The organism is Cylindrospermum sp. FACHB-282 (genome assembly GCF_014697195.1).
GTDB lineage: Bacteria > Cyanobacteriota > Cyanobacteriia > Cyanobacteriales > Nostocaceae > Cylindrospermum.
In genome coordinates this window covers 34,962-53,474 of the sequence record NZ_JACJRJ010000021.1, presented here as the reverse complement: position 1 = coordinate 53,474, position 18,513 = coordinate 34,962, and the positions used below count along the sequence as shown (strand labels likewise).

16 protein-coding genes and 1 CRISPR repeat array are annotated in these 18,513 nt (G+C 42.9%); of the genes, 6 read left to right on the top strand and 10 right to left on the bottom strand.

Annotated features, from left to right (window positions below):
* Positions 1-32: 32 nt before the first annotated feature.
* From H6G32_RS12850 to H6G32_RS12835, 4 genes are all read right to left on the bottom strand, one after another.
* Positions 33-641, bottom strand: coding sequence for a Crp/Fnr family transcriptional regulator (locus H6G32_RS12850; RefSeq protein ID WP_190458759.1), 609 nt, complete (start codon positions 639-641; stop codon positions 33-35).
* A 498-nt stretch (positions 642-1,139) separates the two neighbouring features.
* Positions 1,140-1,808, bottom strand: coding sequence for a phosphate signaling complex protein PhoU (phoU, locus tag H6G32_RS12845; RefSeq protein WP_190458757.1), 669 nt, complete (start codon positions 1,806-1,808; stop codon positions 1,140-1,142).
* A 29-nt stretch (positions 1,809-1,837) separates the two neighbouring features.
* Positions 1,838-3,169, bottom strand: coding sequence for a sensor histidine kinase (locus H6G32_RS12840; RefSeq protein ID WP_190458755.1), 1,332 nt, complete (start codon positions 3,167-3,169; stop codon positions 1,838-1,840).
* Between the two features lie 54 nt (positions 3,170-3,223).
* Complete coding sequence (locus H6G32_RS12835) at positions 3,224-3,976, bottom strand: response regulator transcription factor (RefSeq protein ID WP_190458832.1); 753 nt, start codon at positions 3,974-3,976, stop codon at positions 3,224-3,226.
* Positions 3,977-4,406: 430 nt separating this feature from the next.
* Here H6G32_RS12835 and H6G32_RS12830 point away from each other — a divergent pair, with 430 nt between their 5' ends.
* Positions 4,407-5,390, top strand: coding sequence for a hypothetical protein (locus H6G32_RS12830; protein ID WP_190458754.1), 984 nt, complete (start codon positions 4,407-4,409; stop codon positions 5,388-5,390).
* Positions 5,391-5,454: 64 nt separating this feature from the next.
* Positions 5,455-6,534, top strand: a complete 1,080-nt coding sequence (locus H6G32_RS12825; protein WP_190458752.1) for a hypothetical protein — start codon at positions 5,455-5,457, stop codon at positions 6,532-6,534.
* 493 nt (positions 6,535-7,027) lie between these two features.
* Positions 7,028-8,951: a CRISPR direct-repeat array (repeat unit 37 nt; unit sequence GTTGCAATTCATCAAAATCCCTATTAGGGATTGAAAC).
* Between the two features lie 379 nt (positions 8,952-9,330).
* Here the strand turns inward: H6G32_RS12825 and hisA are convergent.
* From hisA to H6G32_RS12810, 3 genes are all read right to left on the bottom strand, one after another.
* On the bottom strand, positions 9,331-10,104 hold the full coding sequence (gene hisA / locus H6G32_RS12820; protein ID WP_190458750.1) for a 1-(5-phosphoribosyl)-5-[(5-phosphoribosylamino)methylideneamino]imidazole-4-carboxamide isomerase: 774 nt from the start codon (positions 10,102-10,104) through the stop codon (positions 9,331-9,333).
* Between the two features lie 71 nt (positions 10,105-10,175).
* Entirely contained in the window at positions 10,176-10,469 is a 294-nt protein-coding gene (locus tag H6G32_RS12815) for a DUF3593 domain-containing protein (protein ID WP_190458748.1), read from the bottom strand.
* Positions 10,466-10,804: a DUF2499 domain-containing protein gene (locus tag H6G32_RS12810; protein WP_190458746.1), complete on the bottom strand. Its 339-nt coding sequence runs from the start codon at positions 10,802-10,804 to the stop codon at positions 10,466-10,468. Before H6G32_RS12810 ends, H6G32_RS12815 begins: the two co-directional genes overlap by 4 nt.
* A 55-nt stretch (positions 10,805-10,859) precedes the next feature.
* Here H6G32_RS12810 and csaB point away from each other — a divergent pair, with 55 nt between their 5' ends.
* A complete protein-coding gene (gene csaB / locus H6G32_RS12805) occupies positions 10,860-11,903 on the top strand; it encodes a polysaccharide pyruvyl transferase CsaB (RefSeq protein WP_190458744.1) in 1,044 nt (347 codons plus the stop codon).
* A gap of 427 nt (positions 11,904-12,330) precedes the next feature.
* Here the strand turns inward: csaB and H6G32_RS12800 are convergent, their stop codons facing one another.
* A complete protein-coding gene (locus tag H6G32_RS12800; protein ID WP_190458742.1) occupies positions 12,331-12,735 on the bottom strand; it encodes a diadenylate cyclase in 405 nt (134 codons plus the stop codon).
* Positions 12,736-13,273: 538 nt separating this feature from the next.
* Between H6G32_RS12800 and H6G32_RS12795 the strand changes: the two genes are divergently transcribed.
* Positions 13,274-14,137 carry a class I SAM-dependent DNA methyltransferase gene (locus H6G32_RS12795; RefSeq protein WP_190458740.1) on the top strand — a complete coding sequence of 288 codons (864 nt, stop codon included), beginning with the start codon at positions 13,274-13,276 and terminating at the stop codon, positions 14,135-14,137.
* Positions 14,138-14,276: 139 nt separating this feature from the next.
* On the opposite strand, the gene pgeF is transcribed toward H6G32_RS12795, so the two are convergent.
* Complete coding sequence (pgeF, locus tag H6G32_RS12790) at positions 14,277-15,053, bottom strand: peptidoglycan editing factor PgeF (protein WP_190458738.1); 777 nt, start codon at positions 15,051-15,053, stop codon at positions 14,277-14,279.
* A gap of 74 nt (positions 15,054-15,127) precedes the next feature.
* Here pgeF and H6G32_RS12785 point away from each other — a divergent pair, with 74 nt between their 5' ends.
* Entirely contained in the window at positions 15,128-15,964 is an 837-nt protein-coding gene (locus H6G32_RS12785; RefSeq protein WP_190458736.1) for a biotin--[acetyl-CoA-carboxylase] ligase, read from the top strand.
* Positions 15,965-16,055: 91 nt separating this feature from the next.
* On the top strand, positions 16,056-17,678 hold the full coding sequence (locus H6G32_RS12780) for a M23 family metallopeptidase (RefSeq protein WP_190458734.1): 1,623 nt from the start codon (positions 16,056-16,058) through the stop codon (positions 17,676-17,678).
* A 143-nt stretch (positions 17,679-17,821) separates the two neighbouring features.
* Here H6G32_RS12780 and H6G32_RS12775 read toward each other — a convergent pair whose 3' ends face one another.
* Positions 17,822-18,502 carry a riboflavin synthase gene (locus H6G32_RS12775; protein WP_190458732.1) on the bottom strand — a complete coding sequence of 227 codons (681 nt, stop codon included), beginning with the start codon at positions 18,500-18,502 and terminating at the stop codon, positions 17,822-17,824.
* Between the last annotated feature and the right edge of the window lie 11 nt (positions 18,503-18,513).

The window sequence follows — 18,513 nt, the reverse complement described above, 5'->3', positions numbered from 1 at the left end:
ACTTTACACAAGTCAATAACTGAATTTTTCAACTATTGGCTGATTAATGCATTTGGTAAACGCAGAATCAAACTACGTTTGTGACGTAATAATGTACCTTCTTCTACAAACTGGTGTAGTAACCTTGTAATAGTTACCCTAGTTGTATTTAGTACTTCTGCCATTTCCTGATGAGTAATATGTAAATCAATCAGTCTACCCTGTTCCACATCCCGACCAAATTTTTCACCTAACCATACCAAAAACTGCCATAAACGTAGAGAAATAGGTTTACGGTGTACTACGCTTAAGAGCTCCTCTGCCTGTTGAATGTGGGATAGTAAAGCATTGACTTCTTGCCCCCAGAGACGGGGTGGGACAGCGGTCACTTCTACGCTTGTCAGACATTCAATTTGGTAGGGATTGATTCGGGACAAGGGATAGCCGATTAAATCCCCTGCTCCCCAATATCCCAAAGTGATGAATGTTCCTTCTTCACTCCAGGTTAAGGTGCGAACTACTCCGCGTTCGACGCGCCAGAGTATGTCGTCCCCTGGCTGAATCACTTCCCGACGGGAAAATAGCCGTTGGGGCAATTTTCCATTTAAGGCTGAGGTGCTTAGTGTATTGGAGTTTGGGGCGCGACTTGTGGGATAGGTCATTGCAGAGTTTGATTGATTGAAAATTTACCGGATGTATCCTGAAAATTCACCAGGAGGGGGTATGCCTTAGTTGAATTGACCCAGGATGATGTAATACCAGTGCAAAGTTAACCCCAAAGACAGATTCGACTAGATAGTTATCTACTTTAATCGGCAAAGTTTAAGAGCAGGTAAGCTTTTAGTGAAATTTGAGTTAGTTAAGAAATTTTTTGGCGTTGCTGAATCAAAGTATGAAATGCCAAAATTACCCTTCTTTTTCTTCGTAGCTTTGAGCCTTTGCGCCTCTGCGCGAAACAAATTCATATTCTCAATCAGCAACGCCAATTTTTTTATTATCTAAAGGACTTACGCCTTGACAACTTCGACGGGCTACACTTACCGAGTAAATAGCAAATATGAGGTATGGTTGCAGTGATTAAAAGTGCTAAAAAGGTGCGTTAGGGAACGCACACTACATAGGATGGGTAAAGAGAGCCTGCCTTAATGGCGGCTCGTTAGTTAATTACGTTGACCGGTAACGATGTATGCCACTCGTTGACCAATATTAGTAGCGTGATCTGCCATGCGTTCCAGACAACGAATTGCTAACGCTAGGAGCAGAATTGGCTCGATCACCCCAGGAAAATCCCGTTGCTGGGCTAAAGTTTGATAAACGCGATCGTAGGCATTGTCTACGGTGTCGTCTAGGTGCTTTAAACCCCGTCCGCCGGCGGCATCCAAATCTGCCAAAGCCACCAAGCTAGTTGCTAACATTGCCTGTGCATGGTGAGACATGACTGCAATATCTGGCAAAGAAGCATGAGGGGGATAGGGAAATATTTTAATTGCAATCTTAGCTAAATCCTTAGCGTAATCCCCAATCCGTTCTAAATCTCGCACCAGCTGCATAAAAGCACTCAAGCAGCGCAAATCTTGAGCCGTAGGAGCTTGCAGGGTCATAATTGCCGTACAATCTGATTCTATTTGTCTATAAAAACGATCTATTTTTTTATCTAATCGGGGAATCTCCTCAGCTGCTGTTAAGTCGCGGACGAATAACGCTTGGTGACTGAGGCGAAATGATTGTTCTACCAAAGCTCCCATGCGTAATACATCCCTCTCTAGGCGCCGAATAGCACGTGCTAGCTGGGATCTGTCAGGATTGGGATTATGAAGGACAGCTTTCACACTTGTATTCTTAAACGTAAATATATTGTTTAACTATAGTCTTGGCTTGGGGTGTTTGACACAACTTTTGGGAGTTGGACTTGCATCCAAGCGCCACCAGTTTCTGGATGGTTCATAGCCTTGATTATACCGCCGTGGGCGATAATTATTTGTTTGACGATCGCTAAACCTAGACCACTACCAATAATGGCTGTTGTTGAATTACTCTCTGGTAATGGGGAACGAGTCCGCGCTTGATCTCCCCGATAAAAGCGCTCAAAAATATGGGGCAAATCTGTTGGTGAAAAACCAACTCCAGAGTCAATAATATTAATTTCCATCTGCTGGGAACTAGTATTATCCGGGTAAGCATCTGAAATATGTATAATTTTAGCTTCAATGTGAATAGTTGTATCAGGGGGGCTGTATTTGATGCAATTGTCTAGCAAGTTGAGAAATACTTGATAAATGCGGAAGCGATCAGCTTTAATCCACAGATTTTCTGTTTCTGAATAGCTGAGGGTTAGATGCTGCCTCTGTGCCAATGGTTCTAAGTTTTCCCACACAGATGCAATGAGCGATCGCACTTCCACCGCTTCAAAATGCAATTGCATGGTGGGGTTAGTTTCCATTTGGGTCAGTTCTAACCAACTTTGTACCAAATTAATCAGTCGGTCAACTTCCTGCATGAGGCGGTTAACCCAGCGATCTAGAGGTGGTTCCAAGCGGTGTTGCAGAGTTTCTACAACCAAACGAATCGAGGTGAGGGGCGTTCTCAGTTCGTGAGCTAAATCAGAAAAAGAGCGATCGCGCGCTTGATTCATATCCAACAAAGGTTGGCGATTTTCGAGAAATACTCCCACTTGTCCTTGAGGTAAAGGCAAGCTGGACGCCCGCAAAGTCACAGATTTCATGCTTAACATTTCTGTGGCATTTTCGCAAGAGGGATGAAAAACCCACTCCCGGATTTGGGGCTTTTGGCGATCGCGAGTTTGCTCAATTAACTGATCAAGCTCATAAGACCGTACCAACTCCAGTAACAAGCGCACCTGTCCTCGTTGCCACCTTTGCAACTGCAACATTTCCCGCGACTGCTGATTGCACCACAGCAGTTGACTTTCTTCATCCACCTGCAAATATCCCAGAGGAGCAAAATCTAGCAGGTCTTGGTAGGTTTGCAGCGATTGCTCTAAATCTTGCCGTTGCTGCTTCACCATGGCAATTTCCTGCCGCAAGTGAGGAATCAGCGGCAATACCACCTTATAAGAATGAGCAGTCAACGGTTGGAGTACGCGCCCCAGGTAGCGGTTAAGTTGAACCTGTTGCCAAACCCAAAACCCAATACCTACCGCCAAACCCAGAAAAAATCCCAATAAGAACATTTGAGTTGTTAGTTGCTATTGTCTCTACTAAAAACTAACAACTATCCCCACCCATTATCCGAATCGATAGCCAAAACCCCGTACAGTCACAATATATTCTGGATGACTGGGATCTTCCTCTAATTTTTCGCGCAACCAACGAATATGAACATCCACAGTTTTGCTATCCCCAACAAAATCTGGCCCCCAAACCTGATCCAACAATTGCTCCCGTGACCATACCCGGCGAGCATAACTCATAAACAGTTCCAACAAGCGGAACTCTTTAGGTGACAGATTTACCTCTTGACCACGAACTAAAACGCGGCACTCTTGGGTATTTAAAGTAACATCTTTATGATTTAATACTGGTAGTTGTGGCAAAGTGCTTAAACGTTGGCGGCGCAGTAGTGCCCGACACCGAGCCACTAATTCCCGCATACTAAAGGGTTTAGTTAAGTAATCATCTGCACCTACCTCTAAACCCAAAACACGGTCAGTTTCGCTACCCTTAGCACTAAGCATCAAAATTGGTACAGGGTTTCCCTGATGACGCAGCAAGCGGCAAATATCTAGTCCATTAATCTGCGGTAACATCAAATCCAGAAGAACTAAATCAAAAGGCAATTCCCCACTGGTTGATTCACAACTTTTGAGATATTCTATAGCCGAACGCCCATCAGGGGCAGCTATGACGCCATAACCTTCTTCTTCCAAGGCCACAACTAGCATTTCCCGGATGAGTTCATCGTCTTCTACTACGAGAATTCGGCTCGTTTGTCCGATATCTGCCCTGGTAGAGTACTTGGTCAAGTCACTAGCATACATTGACAACATAAAATTTTGGGGATGTGCTTGTATCGATAACTTTTATCTGAAGTTAGTCCATCCACGCTGATTTTGTGGATATTTTATGGCTGATATGTAATATATATCACAAAATTAATATATTAGAAATCACATTCACTATGTTTCTGGGAGCTATGCAGATTTATTTGTGAATACTTGTGATTCTATCTTGACAAGAGTTGACCTGTTGAGTATGCTCATTTAGTACAAGGGTACTATCTAGTTACAAAACAGGACATACTTTACTAGACGGTAAACGTCGCCACAAAGTTATCTAAGTGTCTGATATTTTCCGTATTTACACTGTGTTAGCAACGCTGCTTTAAAAGCTACCCTGATGTCTGCATTGGGGAGCTTTTGGTATGGCTTACTATCTGGTTAATCATAGCCTATTGGAGGGAGTTACAAAATGACTACAATTGCAGTCAAAGACAGCAAACAACAACTATTACAAGCATTTCAACAAATTCGCGCCGAAAGAAAAAAACTAGACTCAAAAATAGCTACCAAACAAGAAGAAGCAGATAAACTAAAAAACCAAGAAATTCTAGCAGCAGCCTCTACCTACACTGTTGATAGTATTGTTAAAGGTTTAGCTGATTTGCAATTGGAATTTGGCAGCATTGTCAATGCCTTATCAGAAAAATTAGCTAAAGAAAACTCCAAATTAGATGAACTACTCCAGGCTATAGAAGTTGAAACTCAACGCCTGCAAGAACTTCAAAAAATCAGAATTGTCGCCGATACTTTAGATATCTTAACTCAAGAGCATCAAGAAAAGTTAAAAATCCTTGAACAAGATACTGCTAACAAGCGGGAAGCACTAGAAAAAGAACTCACAATTAGGCGAAAAGAGTGGCAAAAAGAACAAGCCGAATATGAAGAAAAACTGCAAATATATAATGAGTTATTAACCAAAGAACGTCAGCAAGAACAAGAAGAATATCAATATAAATTAGAAACTGCTAGCAAACTAAATGCAGATGCCTATGAGAGCATAAAGCGCAATCAAGAGAGAGAAATTTTAGAAAAGACTCAACACAAAGATAAAGACTGGACAGAACGAGAAAAGATACTTGCCGAACGCCAACCATTATTTACTGAAAATCAACAAAAATTAGCAGCATTCCCCACTGAATTAGAAGAAGCAGTTAAGAAAGCTAGGGAAGAAGCGATTAAAGAAACCAGCCAAAAAGCTAAAATTGAGGCTGATTTGTTTGAAAAAGAATGGGAATCTAGTAAACAAAATTATGAATTAAGAGTTCAATCTTTGGAAGAGACAATTAGGAAACAAACTGAACAAATAGAAGGTATTTCTGCTCAACTACAAACCGCATTGAAACAAGCGCAAGATTTAGCAATGAGAGCCTTTGATAGTTCTACCGCTAGATAGTTATTCCCCTAGGGAATAGGTCAAAAAAATTTAGATTTTTAATTTTGGATTTTCGAGGTTTGTTATGGCAGTGAAAAAACCAACTGATAAAAGTACAAAAGTAGAAATTCTTCAGGCTTATGAGGAGTTAGCAAAAGAGAAAGCCGCTCTCAAATCTCAACTTGATCAAGCACTGAAAGATACTCAGCCTGTAGCTAAGGAACAGCCGAAAGTAGAACAAAAAACAGTTATGACTCAGTCTTCTACCGTTCAGCAAAAGATGAATAATACTATTGAAAGTCTAGCCAAAATTCAGTTAGGCTTTGGTAGTGCAGCTAATGAATTATCGGAACAGCTAACTACTAAAGCTTCTAAATTAGAAGAAATTAGGCAAGCTGTAGAAACTGAAGTTCAGCAATTAGCACAATTGCATAATTTGGAGATTTCTGGAGATACCTTAGATACTCTAATTCAATCTTATGAAGATAATGATAAAGCTTATCAGGAAGAGTATAGTCAGCGGTATGAAGTATTATCTCAAGAAATCTTAGAGCAAAAGAATACTTGGGAAAAAGAACAGCAAGAACACCAACGAACAATTAAAGAACGGAATGAAGCGCTTAACAAAACTCGGCAACGGGATACAGCAGAATATAAATATGATTTAGAACTCCAGCGCCAATTGGCAGCTGATGAATACGAACAACAGCAAAAAGGATTATATAAACAACTGGAAGAAATTCAACAAGAAACAGAGAAAGTTTGGGCTGAACGGGAAAAGGTGATTGCTGAACGAGAAAAGCTATTTGAAGAATCTAAAGCTAAGGTAGAGGCTTTTCCTAAAGAGAAGGAAGCAGCTATCAAAAAAGCTACGGAAGAAGGTAAAGGGATTGCTCACTACCAAGCCAAGACAAAATCTGATTTGTATGGTAAGGAAGTGGAAGGACAAAAGCGTTTTTATGAACAGAGATTGCAATCTCTAGAACAAACTATTACTAATCAGGAAACACGGCTTGTCAATCTCTCGAAACAATTGGATTCTGCACTTAAGCAAGTTCAGGATTTGGCTGTTAAGGCAATTGAGGGTACTGCAAATGTGAATTCCTATCAAGCTATTAAAGAAATAGCTTTGGAACAGGCAAAAAGTCAGGTGAAGAATAAATAAGTAGGTGGGCGTAAATAATTCAAGGTTGGTAGTGAGGGCTTTAGCCCTCTCTATCTCCTGTCGGAGACGCTCGGCGAACGAGATGCTACGCGAACAAAGTAGGGCTAAAGCCCTCACTACGAGCAAATTTCAATACTTTTTACTTTGCTTAACATAGTTTGATTTCTTTTCGCCTACTTACTTATCTAAAAACTATTAGTAACTTTTTTGCAAATCCGCTTCTAGAAGGGTTTTTGGGCGTTATTTGCGCGGATGGGTAGGTGTACAAAATCAATGGCGAAAAAAAGTGCCTGTATTCCAATTCCCGTAAGGGTTTCCAGGATTTTTACTGAATTTCGATCCGCGCAAACCTGGAAATGCTTGATAGATAAGGGTTTTAGCGTTTTTTATTCTCACCCCTCTTTTCAAACGATCTCTGGAATGGTATATTTATGATCGATTCGCGCAACTGCACCTTGAAAACTAAATATAGCTTGGGTTCCAGACCCGCGCGGTTGCAATTCATCAAAATCCCTATTAGGGATTGAAACTGCACCCGCTCCAAAAAAGAAACTTTATCAAAGGGGCGTTGCAATTCATCAAAATCCCTATTAGGGATTGAAACCTGAACCGATACCAACCGTTTATCATAAGCCAGGAGTTGCAATTCATCAAAATCCCTATTAGGGATTGAAACCAAGGATTATTCGGCAATCTTGGTGAGACTTTAGTGTTGCAATTCATCAAAATCCCTATTAGGGATTGAAACCCAACGCAACACCAAGAAAGAATCCGATTTGCTATCAAGAAAGTTGCAATTCATCAAAATCCCTATTAGGGATTGAAACAAGGGCAGTTTATAGAACAAAGTAATCAACCTCAATTGTTGCAATTCATCAAAATCCCTATTAGGGATTGAAACGCTACCGTAGCGGAAAGAAAAAGAAAATTACAACTGTTGCAATTCATCAAAATCCCTATTAGGGATTGAAACCAACACAATGGCCCCAATTATTAATTCTTCTTCCTTGTTGCAATTCATCAAAATCCCTATTAGGGATTGAAACTTAATCAAAAGTCAAAAGTTAAGGAGAATTAAGGAAGTTGCAATTCATCAAAATCCCTATTAGGGATTGAAACCGGATAGTGCAGAGATATGGACGCCTGGAAGTCTCCGTTGCAATTCATCAAAATCCCTATTAGGGATTGAAACCAAAGGTTGGATAGTTACTAAAGTAGGTAAAGTAAATGTTGCAATTCATCAAAATCCCTATTAGGGATTGAAACATGATTTTTTTTCCTGATAAGTTAATTTTCCGTACAAGTTGCAATTCATCAAAATCCCTATTAGGGATTGAAACCATCCAAAACTGAATTATGGACTGTTCGCGATCGGTTGCAATTCATCAAAATCCCTATTAGGGATTGAAACTTTAGAAACTGTTTTTAAATTAGCTGGGTATCGGTTGCAATTCATCAAAATCCCTATTAGGGATTGAAACAAAATCTGCAATGAAGATGAAGCCCCTGGCGTGTTGCAATTCATCAAAATCCCTATTAGGGATTGAAACAACATCGGCGCTACAAGTAGAAGCCCCGGTGCATTTACGTTGCAATTCATCAAAATCCCTATTAGGGATTGAAACTGCCTATGGAAATTCGCGCTAGTGGTACGACGCCGTTGCAATTCATCAAAATCCCTATTAGGGATTGAAACTTTAGACAGCGATCGTAAACCTTGGTTATGTCTACGTTGCAATTCATCAAAATCCCTATTAGGGATTGAAACAATTTTCTTCCCCAAAGTCCTGACAACATGCGATTGTTGCAATTCATCAAAATCCCTATTAGGGATTGAAACGATCTCGCCCCCAGCTTGGGCCGGTTTCAGTTGGGTTGCAATTCATCAAAATCCCTATTAGGGATTGAAACGTATGAGGTATGGGAGGAATTAATAGTGGCGGATCGTTGCAATTCATCAAAATCCCTATTAGGGATTGAAACTGTTACCTCTGGTGCTTTGGGAATATATTCCAAAGTTGCAATTCATCAAAATCCCTATTAGGGATTGAAACTGAAGGACGGTTGAACGTACTCAACAATCCCTCATATTGTTGCAATTCATCAAAATCCCTATTAGGGATTGAAACACTTCCTGTATTGAATGCATCTAAAAGGTTGTTATGTTGCAATTCATCAAAATCCCTATTAGGGATTGAAACTCACCCATTATCACCTGAGTACCACTTGTGGCGCTTGTTGCAATTCATCAAAATCCCTATTAGGGATTGAAACAGCAAGGAAAAACCAGCCGATACAATTACCTTAGGGTTGCAATTCATCAAAATCCCTATTAGGGATTGAAACCCCTATCTCTTTTTCCCAGTCGTTTTTCCAAGCTGTTGCAATTCATCAAAATCCCTATTAGGGATTGAAACTCGCATGATATTGTAGCTAAAATAGCTATGACAAGTTGCAATTCATCAAAATCCCTATTAACGTAAGTTGCTAGTTAGGAAAACTGTCAGAATTAGGATGTCCAGGATTAAAGGATGAACAGGATGAAAACTGGGATTTAATCACCAATTACCTATTACCCGCAACTTGGGTTATTAGGGATTGAAACTGGACGATAATAAATGAGAAACGGTGCATTAGCCAGAGGCATAACGCACCCTACTGGCGTGACAAGGCTAAAATAGTGCAATAGATTTTCGGTCTTTGTTCTTGTTCAATCAAGTTTCGAGCATTTTTCTAAAGCAACATTTAAGGCGTGTCACGCCACTACAAGTTGGATATTTTTTGAATTGGAAATCCCTAAGCGAAGGCAGAAAAATCTAGATTGGGGGGAATATCTTGAATTCGCCCTGGACCTACTGCACGTAATGCTTCGGTGAGGGCAATATCACCAGTGTACAAGGCTTTACCGACAATTACACCTGTGACTCCTTGGGGTTCTAATGCCAACAGACTTAACAAATCGGTGACAGAACTGACGCCACCAGAAGCGATTACAGGGATGGAAATGGCGCCAGCGAGTTCTCGCAAGGCGTCTAAGTTGGGGCCTGAGAGGGTACCGTCACGGTTGATGTCGGTGTAAATGATGGCGGCTGCGCCTAATTCTTGCATTTGGACTGCTAGTTGAGTGGCTAAAACTTCTGAGGTTTCTAACCAACCACGGGTTGCTACTAGTCCGTTACGGGCATCTATGCCGATAATAATTTGTCCGGGGAATTCTTGGCAGAGTTCTTGTACTAGTTGGGGTTGTTCTACGGCGACGGTGCCGAGTATGCCCCATTGGATGCCAAGATCAAATAATTGTTGTATGCTAGAGCGATCGCGCAATCCCCCGCCTACTTCAATGGGTACTGTTACAGATTTGGCGATCGCTTCAATTGCCCCAACGTTAACTATCTTACCGGCTTTTGCCCCATCTAAATCTACTACGTGCAGTCTGGTAGCACCCTGATCTACCCATGCTTTAGCAATATCAACTGGGTTTTCGCTGAATACTTGGGATTTTTCATAGTCTCCCTGATAGAGTCGCACACAACGACCTTCTAGTAAATCAATTGCTGGTATTACGTCCATTTATTTTTTCCTGAGAATAATTTTTTATCTCACGCAAAGGCGCAAAGGCGCAAAGAAGAACGCAAGAATCATTAATTTTTGGTTTTTAGTTGTTGCACAGCTTGACGAAAACCCACCACAATTAAGATGTTAGAAAGGGTTAAAAATACTTCGGCGCTACCATGTAACCAATCAACATTTGCTAAAGACTCTCCGTAATGGACTAGGGCATAAATTCCTGCGGGAATGGTGACGGCGACAAAAACGAGAGTACCGTAAAATCCATATAGGGCTAAACGCGGCATTTGTGGACTGCGGCTAATAAACCACAAGAAACCCAAGTAGGGAAATAAGGAAAGGGCAAAGAGGGTTTCTTTTGATATCATGACTCTGATTTGATAGGTTTTGGCTTAATGGCATCTTTGTCTGACTTGGTGGAACGCCAAATCCACACCGCTGCTGCCCAAAGGGTAAAATTACCAACTAAGGTCATGGTTGCTTGCAGTGTTACCATCCATTCTAGTGATTCTGGGTTGTCGAAGTAATGCCAGGTACAAGCACACATGGCGCTGATTAAAGCTGGTAACATGGCTAGGGACAATGCCCACCAACTGCGGTTGTTAGTGAGTTCACCGTAAGTCCAGATTAACCAAATGGCGGCTATCCACTCAATGACGCTAGAAATATGAATAATCCAGGTGGGAATTGAAAGGGCGTGCATAATAATTCAAAATTCAAAATTCAAAATTCAAAATTCAAGATTCAATATGGGAAAGATGCGGGCGTTATTGTCTGGGTATTATGGCAAGGGTAATGGGGGTGACGAGGCTTTGTTGGCGACGCTTTTGCAAATGCTACCACCTCATGTAACGCCTGTGGTGCTTTCGGGTAATCCTGAGGAAACCCAGCGGTGTTACGGTGTGGAAAGCTATAACCGCATGGCTTTTTTACCTGTGCTGCAATCTTTGCGTTCTTGTGATGCTTTTATTTGGGGTGGTGGGAGTTTAATTCAAGATGTGACTAGTACTATTAGCCCTTTTTATTATGGGGGGTTGATGGCTTTAGCCCAGGTAATGGGTTTGAAAACTGTGGCTTGGGGACAGGGTATTGGGCCTTTGCGGCGATCGCCTACTCGCATTTTAGCAAAGCGGACTTTTGGCGGTTGTACTAAGGTTAGTGTACGCGATCGCGCCAGTGCTGCTTTATTAGCTGATTGGGGAATTCCTTTTTTGCTTGCACCTGACCCAGTTTGGGCGCTAGAATCGAAGCCAGTACCGGGATTGTGGGATTTGCCGGCTCCGAGAGTTGCTGTAATATTGCGATCGCATCCCCAACTCACCCCAACCCGTTTAGCAAATCTAACTCGCGCCTTAGTAGATTTCCAAAAAGCGACGCAGACTTTTATTTTACTATTGCCGTTTCAAAAAAGTGAAGATTTAAGCATTGCTGAAGCGATTCAACCCCAATTAAAAGATGTCAGCAAAATTTTGTGTTTAGAAGATCCGCAGCTTTTAAAAGGTGTGTTTCGTGGTGTTGAAATGGCGATCGGCATGCGTCTACACAGTTTAATTATGGCTGCTGCTGAAGGTTGTCGCTGTTTTGCCCTCAGTTATGATCCTAAAGTAAATCGCTTGATGGAAGATTTAGCGATGCCTGGTTGGGATTTAGCGAATTTACCAGATGACGCCAATTTAATTAGTACGACTTGGATGGAACATTACGCCAATGGTGAGCCGTTATCACCTGAGCAAATACAATCTTTAGTAGATAGGGCTTTGATGCATCGTGAATTGTTGAAAGAAGCGTTGAGTCTAAGTTAGGTTGGGTTGAGGAACGAAACCCAACATTTCCACGACTGAATCAGTCAAAAAGTAAGAAACGGTTGTGTTTTTGAAGATACAGAAATTCACAAGTAAATAAAGTATACATCTTAATATTATAAATCTTGTGGGGTGGGCATCTTGCCCGCCCTTGTGTACCTAACTCAGATGAAATATTCTGTATCTTGCACCTAGCCCTAACGACTGGAAGTCGCGCGCCACATGCTTCAAGTCGGCGGAGCCGCCCAACGCAGTGGCTTGGCTACACAAACGTTCGCGTAGCGTCCCGTAGGGATAGTCCACCGACCTGGACTAATAAAATAGGGGTTTTCGAGCCTGGGTCGCCAGGCTTTGTTCTGGTAGCCGCGATTTTAATCGTTTGGTGCTGGAAGTCGCGGTTGTTGAGAATCAAATAGCCCTGATTGCATTATAAAGGCGTTAAAGGACCTAAAACAAGAACCTTGTTTTCTGCCAGATACATAAATTCCCTCACTGCTCCGGTTTGTGAGACAACAAAAACAAATGCATTCAACTCAGGTACAGTGCAGAGTCTAGCAGCAGAACGATGCCTTGTACCATATTCCTTCGATTCCCATTTGTTTGCATTAGGGTTTTCATCGAGTGATTTTAAATAATTTGGTTCTAACAAAAGTTCGATTAATTTTTTTCTCCCCAAAAGCTCATTTATATCATTAGGTATATTTTGATTAATCAAAGGAGTATTAAAGTCAGTTTTTACTTTATATTCAAAATACTTAAACTTTTTTGAATCAATATCATCTTTAACTTTCACTTCCCCTCCAAAACCAATGGTAACTATTTCACTAGCCAAACTCGTCAAACTTACGGTGAAATGGTATTTGAGCGTGTGTCTAATCAATACCTGACACGTCAAGAGGCATTAAGAAAAGTAAACAATTCTGTTCCTTAGCCAAGAACAAGCGAAACCCTTTTAAAATCTCGTTCCCAGCCTCTATCCTACGGTGTACAGACAAGTCTCTCTCAATGCAATGGTTGTGCGAACACAGGAAACAAAACCTCACCCTGGTTATGCTACGCAATACCTGTCCCTCTCCTTGCGAAGGAGAGGGATGTCCGTCAGGACTCTTTGAGGTTTTTCAAGGCTTTTGGGTAATCAGATAACTTGTGTGTACACCGTAGTCCTCTGTCCGGGAATGCCTACTCCAAGGCTGCTGCTTTCCGTATAAGCGGCAGAGCCGCAATGAATGCATTCTCAGTCGGAGACTCTTAACGAGATAACAAGATAATATTTGTACTTCATTTATTTGCAAAGTGCTGTAAAAGTAAATGTAGCTGACAACCGATAAATATTAATCCTGAATTTTACCAAGTCTCACCATAATTACTCAATGCCAAAGCCAAAATCAATCCAGATTCCCAAACCGACGCGTTACCAAAATGCAGCGATAGATTACTATATGGGGCTGACAGGTTCCTGCTACCTCCATTACGGGTATTGGGAGCCGCTACCGAAGCCGGGAGAGGAATTGACTCTAACTCGCCTGCGTGCGGCACAGGAGGCTTATGCAGCCAAGCTGCTGAGTTTCATTCCAGGGGGTACAAACACCATTCTTGATGTGGGTTGTGGCATCGGTGGCAATGCAGTGTACTTACTTGATCGTGGCTTCACCATTGAGGGAATAGCACCTGATCCGCTCCAGCAAGAGAGATTCATCCAGAATACTAATGGTAAAGCACCTTTCCACTTAACGATATTTGAAGATTTTCGCTCAGATAAATCCCATGATCTAATTTTGTTCAGTGAAAGTAGCCAATATCTTGCGGCTGAAGATTTAGCTCAGGGTGCAGCACGTCTGTTGAATAGTGGTGGCTACCTGCTGCTGGCCGATATGATGCGCTCTGATGCTGAATACAAAGAGGGGATTTTTTCTAATTGTCATGTTTCCCAAGAACTGGAGACAGCGTTAGAACAAGCAGGGTTCAAGTTAATTAAGTCTGAGGATATCTCAAAAGCGATCGCACCGACGATTGACTTGTGTCTTGACATTTTCCAAACTTTTGGGCTGACTACAATTAAATATATAGCTGATCTGGTGGCGATCGCAGTTCCACCGATACACCGACTCGGCGGTTGGCTGTTTAAACGCTGGTTAGAAAAGCCAATTGCTGAGGGATTAACAGCACGCAAAATTTTTGACCGCCATCTTTGTTATCAAATCCAACTCTGGCAGTTGTCAGAAACTGGTAAATGAGCCAATTTGTGTCAAGTCTGGAGACAGCAGCTAATCGATCATTAGACATTTGGTGGAAAAGAATGTAGAGGCGTTCTATGGAATGTCTCTACAAGGTTTCTGGATCAGACATATTTAAATTCGGTCGCTGTCTATTGAATTAAGCCAAGCTGACAATTCCAGACCATTGCACTTTTTTCTCTTTTTCCCGACGGTAAGAAAAGAAATGCTCTGGAGTTTGGAAAGTACAATAAGGGGCGATCGCTACTTGTTGGGCACTAATTCCCAGCATATCTATTTGCAAAGCATTAACCTGTCGCACATCTAAGCGCACCTTTCCCGGTTCACTATCTGCTAGCAACGGTGAATTGGGTAAATTATGTAAAGCAGCGATCATCTTTTGATGGTCACTTTCTGGTATAATACTGTTTCCAATTTCCCCAGCCACTTCTACAGAAACTTGGTAAACCTCACCAGCAATGGCAGGGCCCATAGCGATGCGTAAATCATCCAATTTACTGCCTTGAGCTTGCAACCGAGCGATCGCTTGAGGGACAATCTTTGCTGCTGTACCCCGCCATCCCGCGTGTAGAGCTGCCACCTGTCCGGTTTTCACATCCCCAATCAGCACAGGTGTACAATCGGCAGAAGCTACCCACAAAGCTTGTAGAGACTGTTCGCTGATTAAACCATCAGCCAAGGCCAAATCATTCTCACCTGTGCTTAACACTCTGTCAACTTCTTGAGGAGTGAGAACAGTATTGCCATGTACCTGTTGCAAACGATAAACTGAAGCCTCTGGTCGCAACACTTTTGTTAACTCATGTGGTGATCGAGGCCAAAACTGCTGGGTAAAGAAGCCGTGAGGCCAAAGCTCTAAGAGACTACAAGTCAGGTAGGGCAGTTCTTCGCCATTGCGCCAGTGCCAAGTGTGCATCTTCAACCAAACCTAAACAGAAAATCAAAATCCAATTAATGCTAACTTGAACAATGGGATTTGGGGGAACTGGTGTGAGATTTGATCAGCAACTCGTGGTAGATGCTCTGAAAGCAGGACGTGAGTATCCATATTTACCATTTTCTCTACACATTTTTGACAGCCTTTGTTCAACAAATCAAACCCTCTGGGACTTGCTCAACCAAGGTGAGAAACCAGGATGTGTAGTTATTGCCAGTCAGCAAACCGCTGGACGGGGGCAATGGGGACATCAGTGGATTTCTCATACTGGGGGATTATATCTTTCGGTGGCGATCGCCTTCGGCGGGGCTTTGCCCATCGCTCCTAAACTAGATGCAACCAACAGCTACCAGCTAACTTTAGCTAGTGCTTGGGGCATCGCGGCACAATTGCGAAAGTGCGGCGTCGATGTGGGCATAAAGTGGCCCAATGATTTAATCTTAAATGGTCGCAAACTAGGCGGCATCTTGACTGAAACCAAAGTCAACAAAGGACAAATCACCCAAGCAGTGATTGGCGTTGGCATTAACTGGGCCAACCCAGTACCAGAAACCGGAATCAATCTGGAATCGTGGCAAGGTTCCCATCATTCTCGACCGATCTCTTGTCTGGAAATGCTAACCTCCACAGTTTTACTAGGAATAGAATCCGGTATCGAGTGCCTTTCCCAAGAAGGAATAAGCATACTCTTGTCTCGCTATGTCGATTTGCTCACAAACATGGGTGATCAAGTAGATGTCAATCATCTTTCAGGCACTGTAGTTGGAGTGACAACTCAGGGGCATCTCCGATTAAGAATCGCAGCTTATGATACAAACAAACTAGTAACCCCAGAAATTTCTATTGAACCCGGTACAATCAGTTTGGGTTACCACAAAGTTTCTGTTTAACTTTTTAGGTTTGTTCAAAATTTCGCTCTTTGGGCACAGCAAACCACTGGCATCATCTCTTTAGGCTTATTACACACAACTGAGAGAACAAATGACGCAGCACAATAAATTTGCCCATAAAAGTTTCTATTATTCATCACCGCGAGGTTTCATGGCAAGACGCTTTGCGTCCACATTACCAGCCCAGAGTCTCTGTTGGTTGAGCGGCTTCAGCCTCCTAAGTGGCGGCTTCGTCTTTGCTCAAGCGGATACATCAATAGACAACATTGTTCCAACTATTGAAAATTCCCAACCAACAGCAGTTAAAATTCCAGTAATCAAACATACTGCTGCGCCAGAAGCGGCGACACCGCAGTCGGATTTTTCTGAACGACGAGCCAGACTCAAAAAGAGACTCAGCCGGGCAAATGTTTCCCAATCAACAGCACCAGTCAGGGCGTCTAAACCCAAAATCGCCCCTGAAGAGCCTGGACCCGTGGTGATATTCTCCAGACCCCGTGTAGAAACTTCACGGGTTGCTCCTAGCAGCCATCGAGAAGCAAAACCGAAAGCTCCTGCTCGCACCTTACCTGAGAAACTCCCAGAAGTTGCCCAACCAGTAAACGACTCCAACAGCATTGTCAGAGCTACGGCGGGGAAAAACAAGGATTATAATAACGCCTATATTGACCCCACGGATTACAATAGTGCTTCTACAGGTAACTATCAAGCGCCTAATTCTGTGGTACTGACAGAACGCTCTAGTGGTTGTCGAACTATTTTATCTTCAGGGCAAGGTGTATCAGGTGGTGCTTGCGCCAAAGCACCCGAAACAACTCGTACCCGTGTAGCTAATTCTGAGGGCAAATCAGCCCCCAGTTGGCTGAGAAGAAGTGAAAACGCTAGTTTATCTAAGGTGTCACCAGTCCGGCAACTAGCAGCTAATGTTAGCAATGTTAGCAGTGTTAGCAGTGTTAGCAATGTTAGCAGTGTTAGCAGTGGCAACGGCGGCTGGCGTGGTTCTCGGATTGGTTCTGGTGGTACCACCAAGAGCGCATATCACCCTAATCGATTTATTCCTAACCCTAGGGAATTCGCTACCACCACGGTGAGTGCTTCTCCCATCGCCCCTAGTGGTGGTACACTACCCGCTCCAATGGCAGATGGTAACGTTGCACCCCGCCCTAGCACTGTCTCTTACGAGTTCTCTCTAGCATCAGTCTTGCCGCAAATTCCCTATACTGGCGCGATCGCTTACCGTGGTGGTGGTGCCGGAATGGTGTTTCCGCTTTCTGTTCCTGCTCCCATTACTTCTCTGTTTGGCTGGCGCGTTCATCCGATTACAGGCGATCGCCGTTTCCATGCTGGTACAGATTTGGGTGCGCCTACAGGAACTCCAGTTTTGGCAGCTGCTAAGGGTCAAGTGGAAACTGCTGACTGGATGGGTGGTTACGGTTTAGCCGTTGTCATTAACCACAATTCGGCTCAACAAACCCTCTATGCTCACATGTCAGAAATCTTTGTACAACCCGGACAGCAGGTAGAACCAGGAACTGTGATTGGGCGGGTTGGTAGCACTGGCAACTCTACAGGGCCCCACCTGCACTTTGAAGTCCGTCACCTGACACAAGATGGGTGGGTGGCTGCTGATCCAGGGGTGCAATTACAAAGCGGACTGAGCCAATTGGTTCAATCTTTACAAACAGCCCAGGTATCTCAGAAACCAGACAGTTAAGAATGGCTAATGGGTAATGGCTAATGGCTAATGGGTAACAGAAGTTAATCACCTCTTCCCCAATTACCCATTACCAATTTTACCAATTACCCATTACCAATTACCTATTACCCATTACCTATTACCTATTACCAATTACCAATTTACAAATATCCGTTTTCTGTTAAAAATGCAGGTGTAATTGCATCTAAACTGTAATCATTGGTCTCTTCGTGGCATCGATTGCCAGGGGTAAGAAATTTTTCCACATATTTACCGAGAATATCTCCTTCTAAATTCACCCAACTGCCAGGAACTAAATGGCTGAGATTTGTCTCGGCATAGGTGAGGGGAATGACCGCTACAGTGAACTGGGAGGTTTCTGGCTGATGTGTGGCTACGGTGAGGCTGATGCCATTGACGGCGATGCTACCTTTGGGGACAATATAGCGGGCGATCGCATCCGGTGCAGCAAATGTCATTTCCCAAGAACTAGCTGTTTGTTCCGCCGAAAGCAATTTACCAATGCCGTCTACATGGCCCATCACAAAATGACCGCCAACTTTGCCTCCCACCCGCAGCGACGTTTCTAAATTGACATATTTCTCTGGGCTTTGCTCAGATCCTAAAGTGGTGCGGCGCAGGGTTTCCGGTGAAGCAGTGGCGATAAACCCATCTTCTAAAACTTCTTCCACGGTCAGACAAACACCATCTACTGCCACACTATCGCCATAAGCTAAATCCTGTGTTATTAACTCTGATGACTGGCTGACACAAGTAATTTGCCAAGAATCGCCCCCTAAGGGTTGCATAGTACCTAATGCTTGGATTAATCCTGTAAACACGGCTTTTTTGT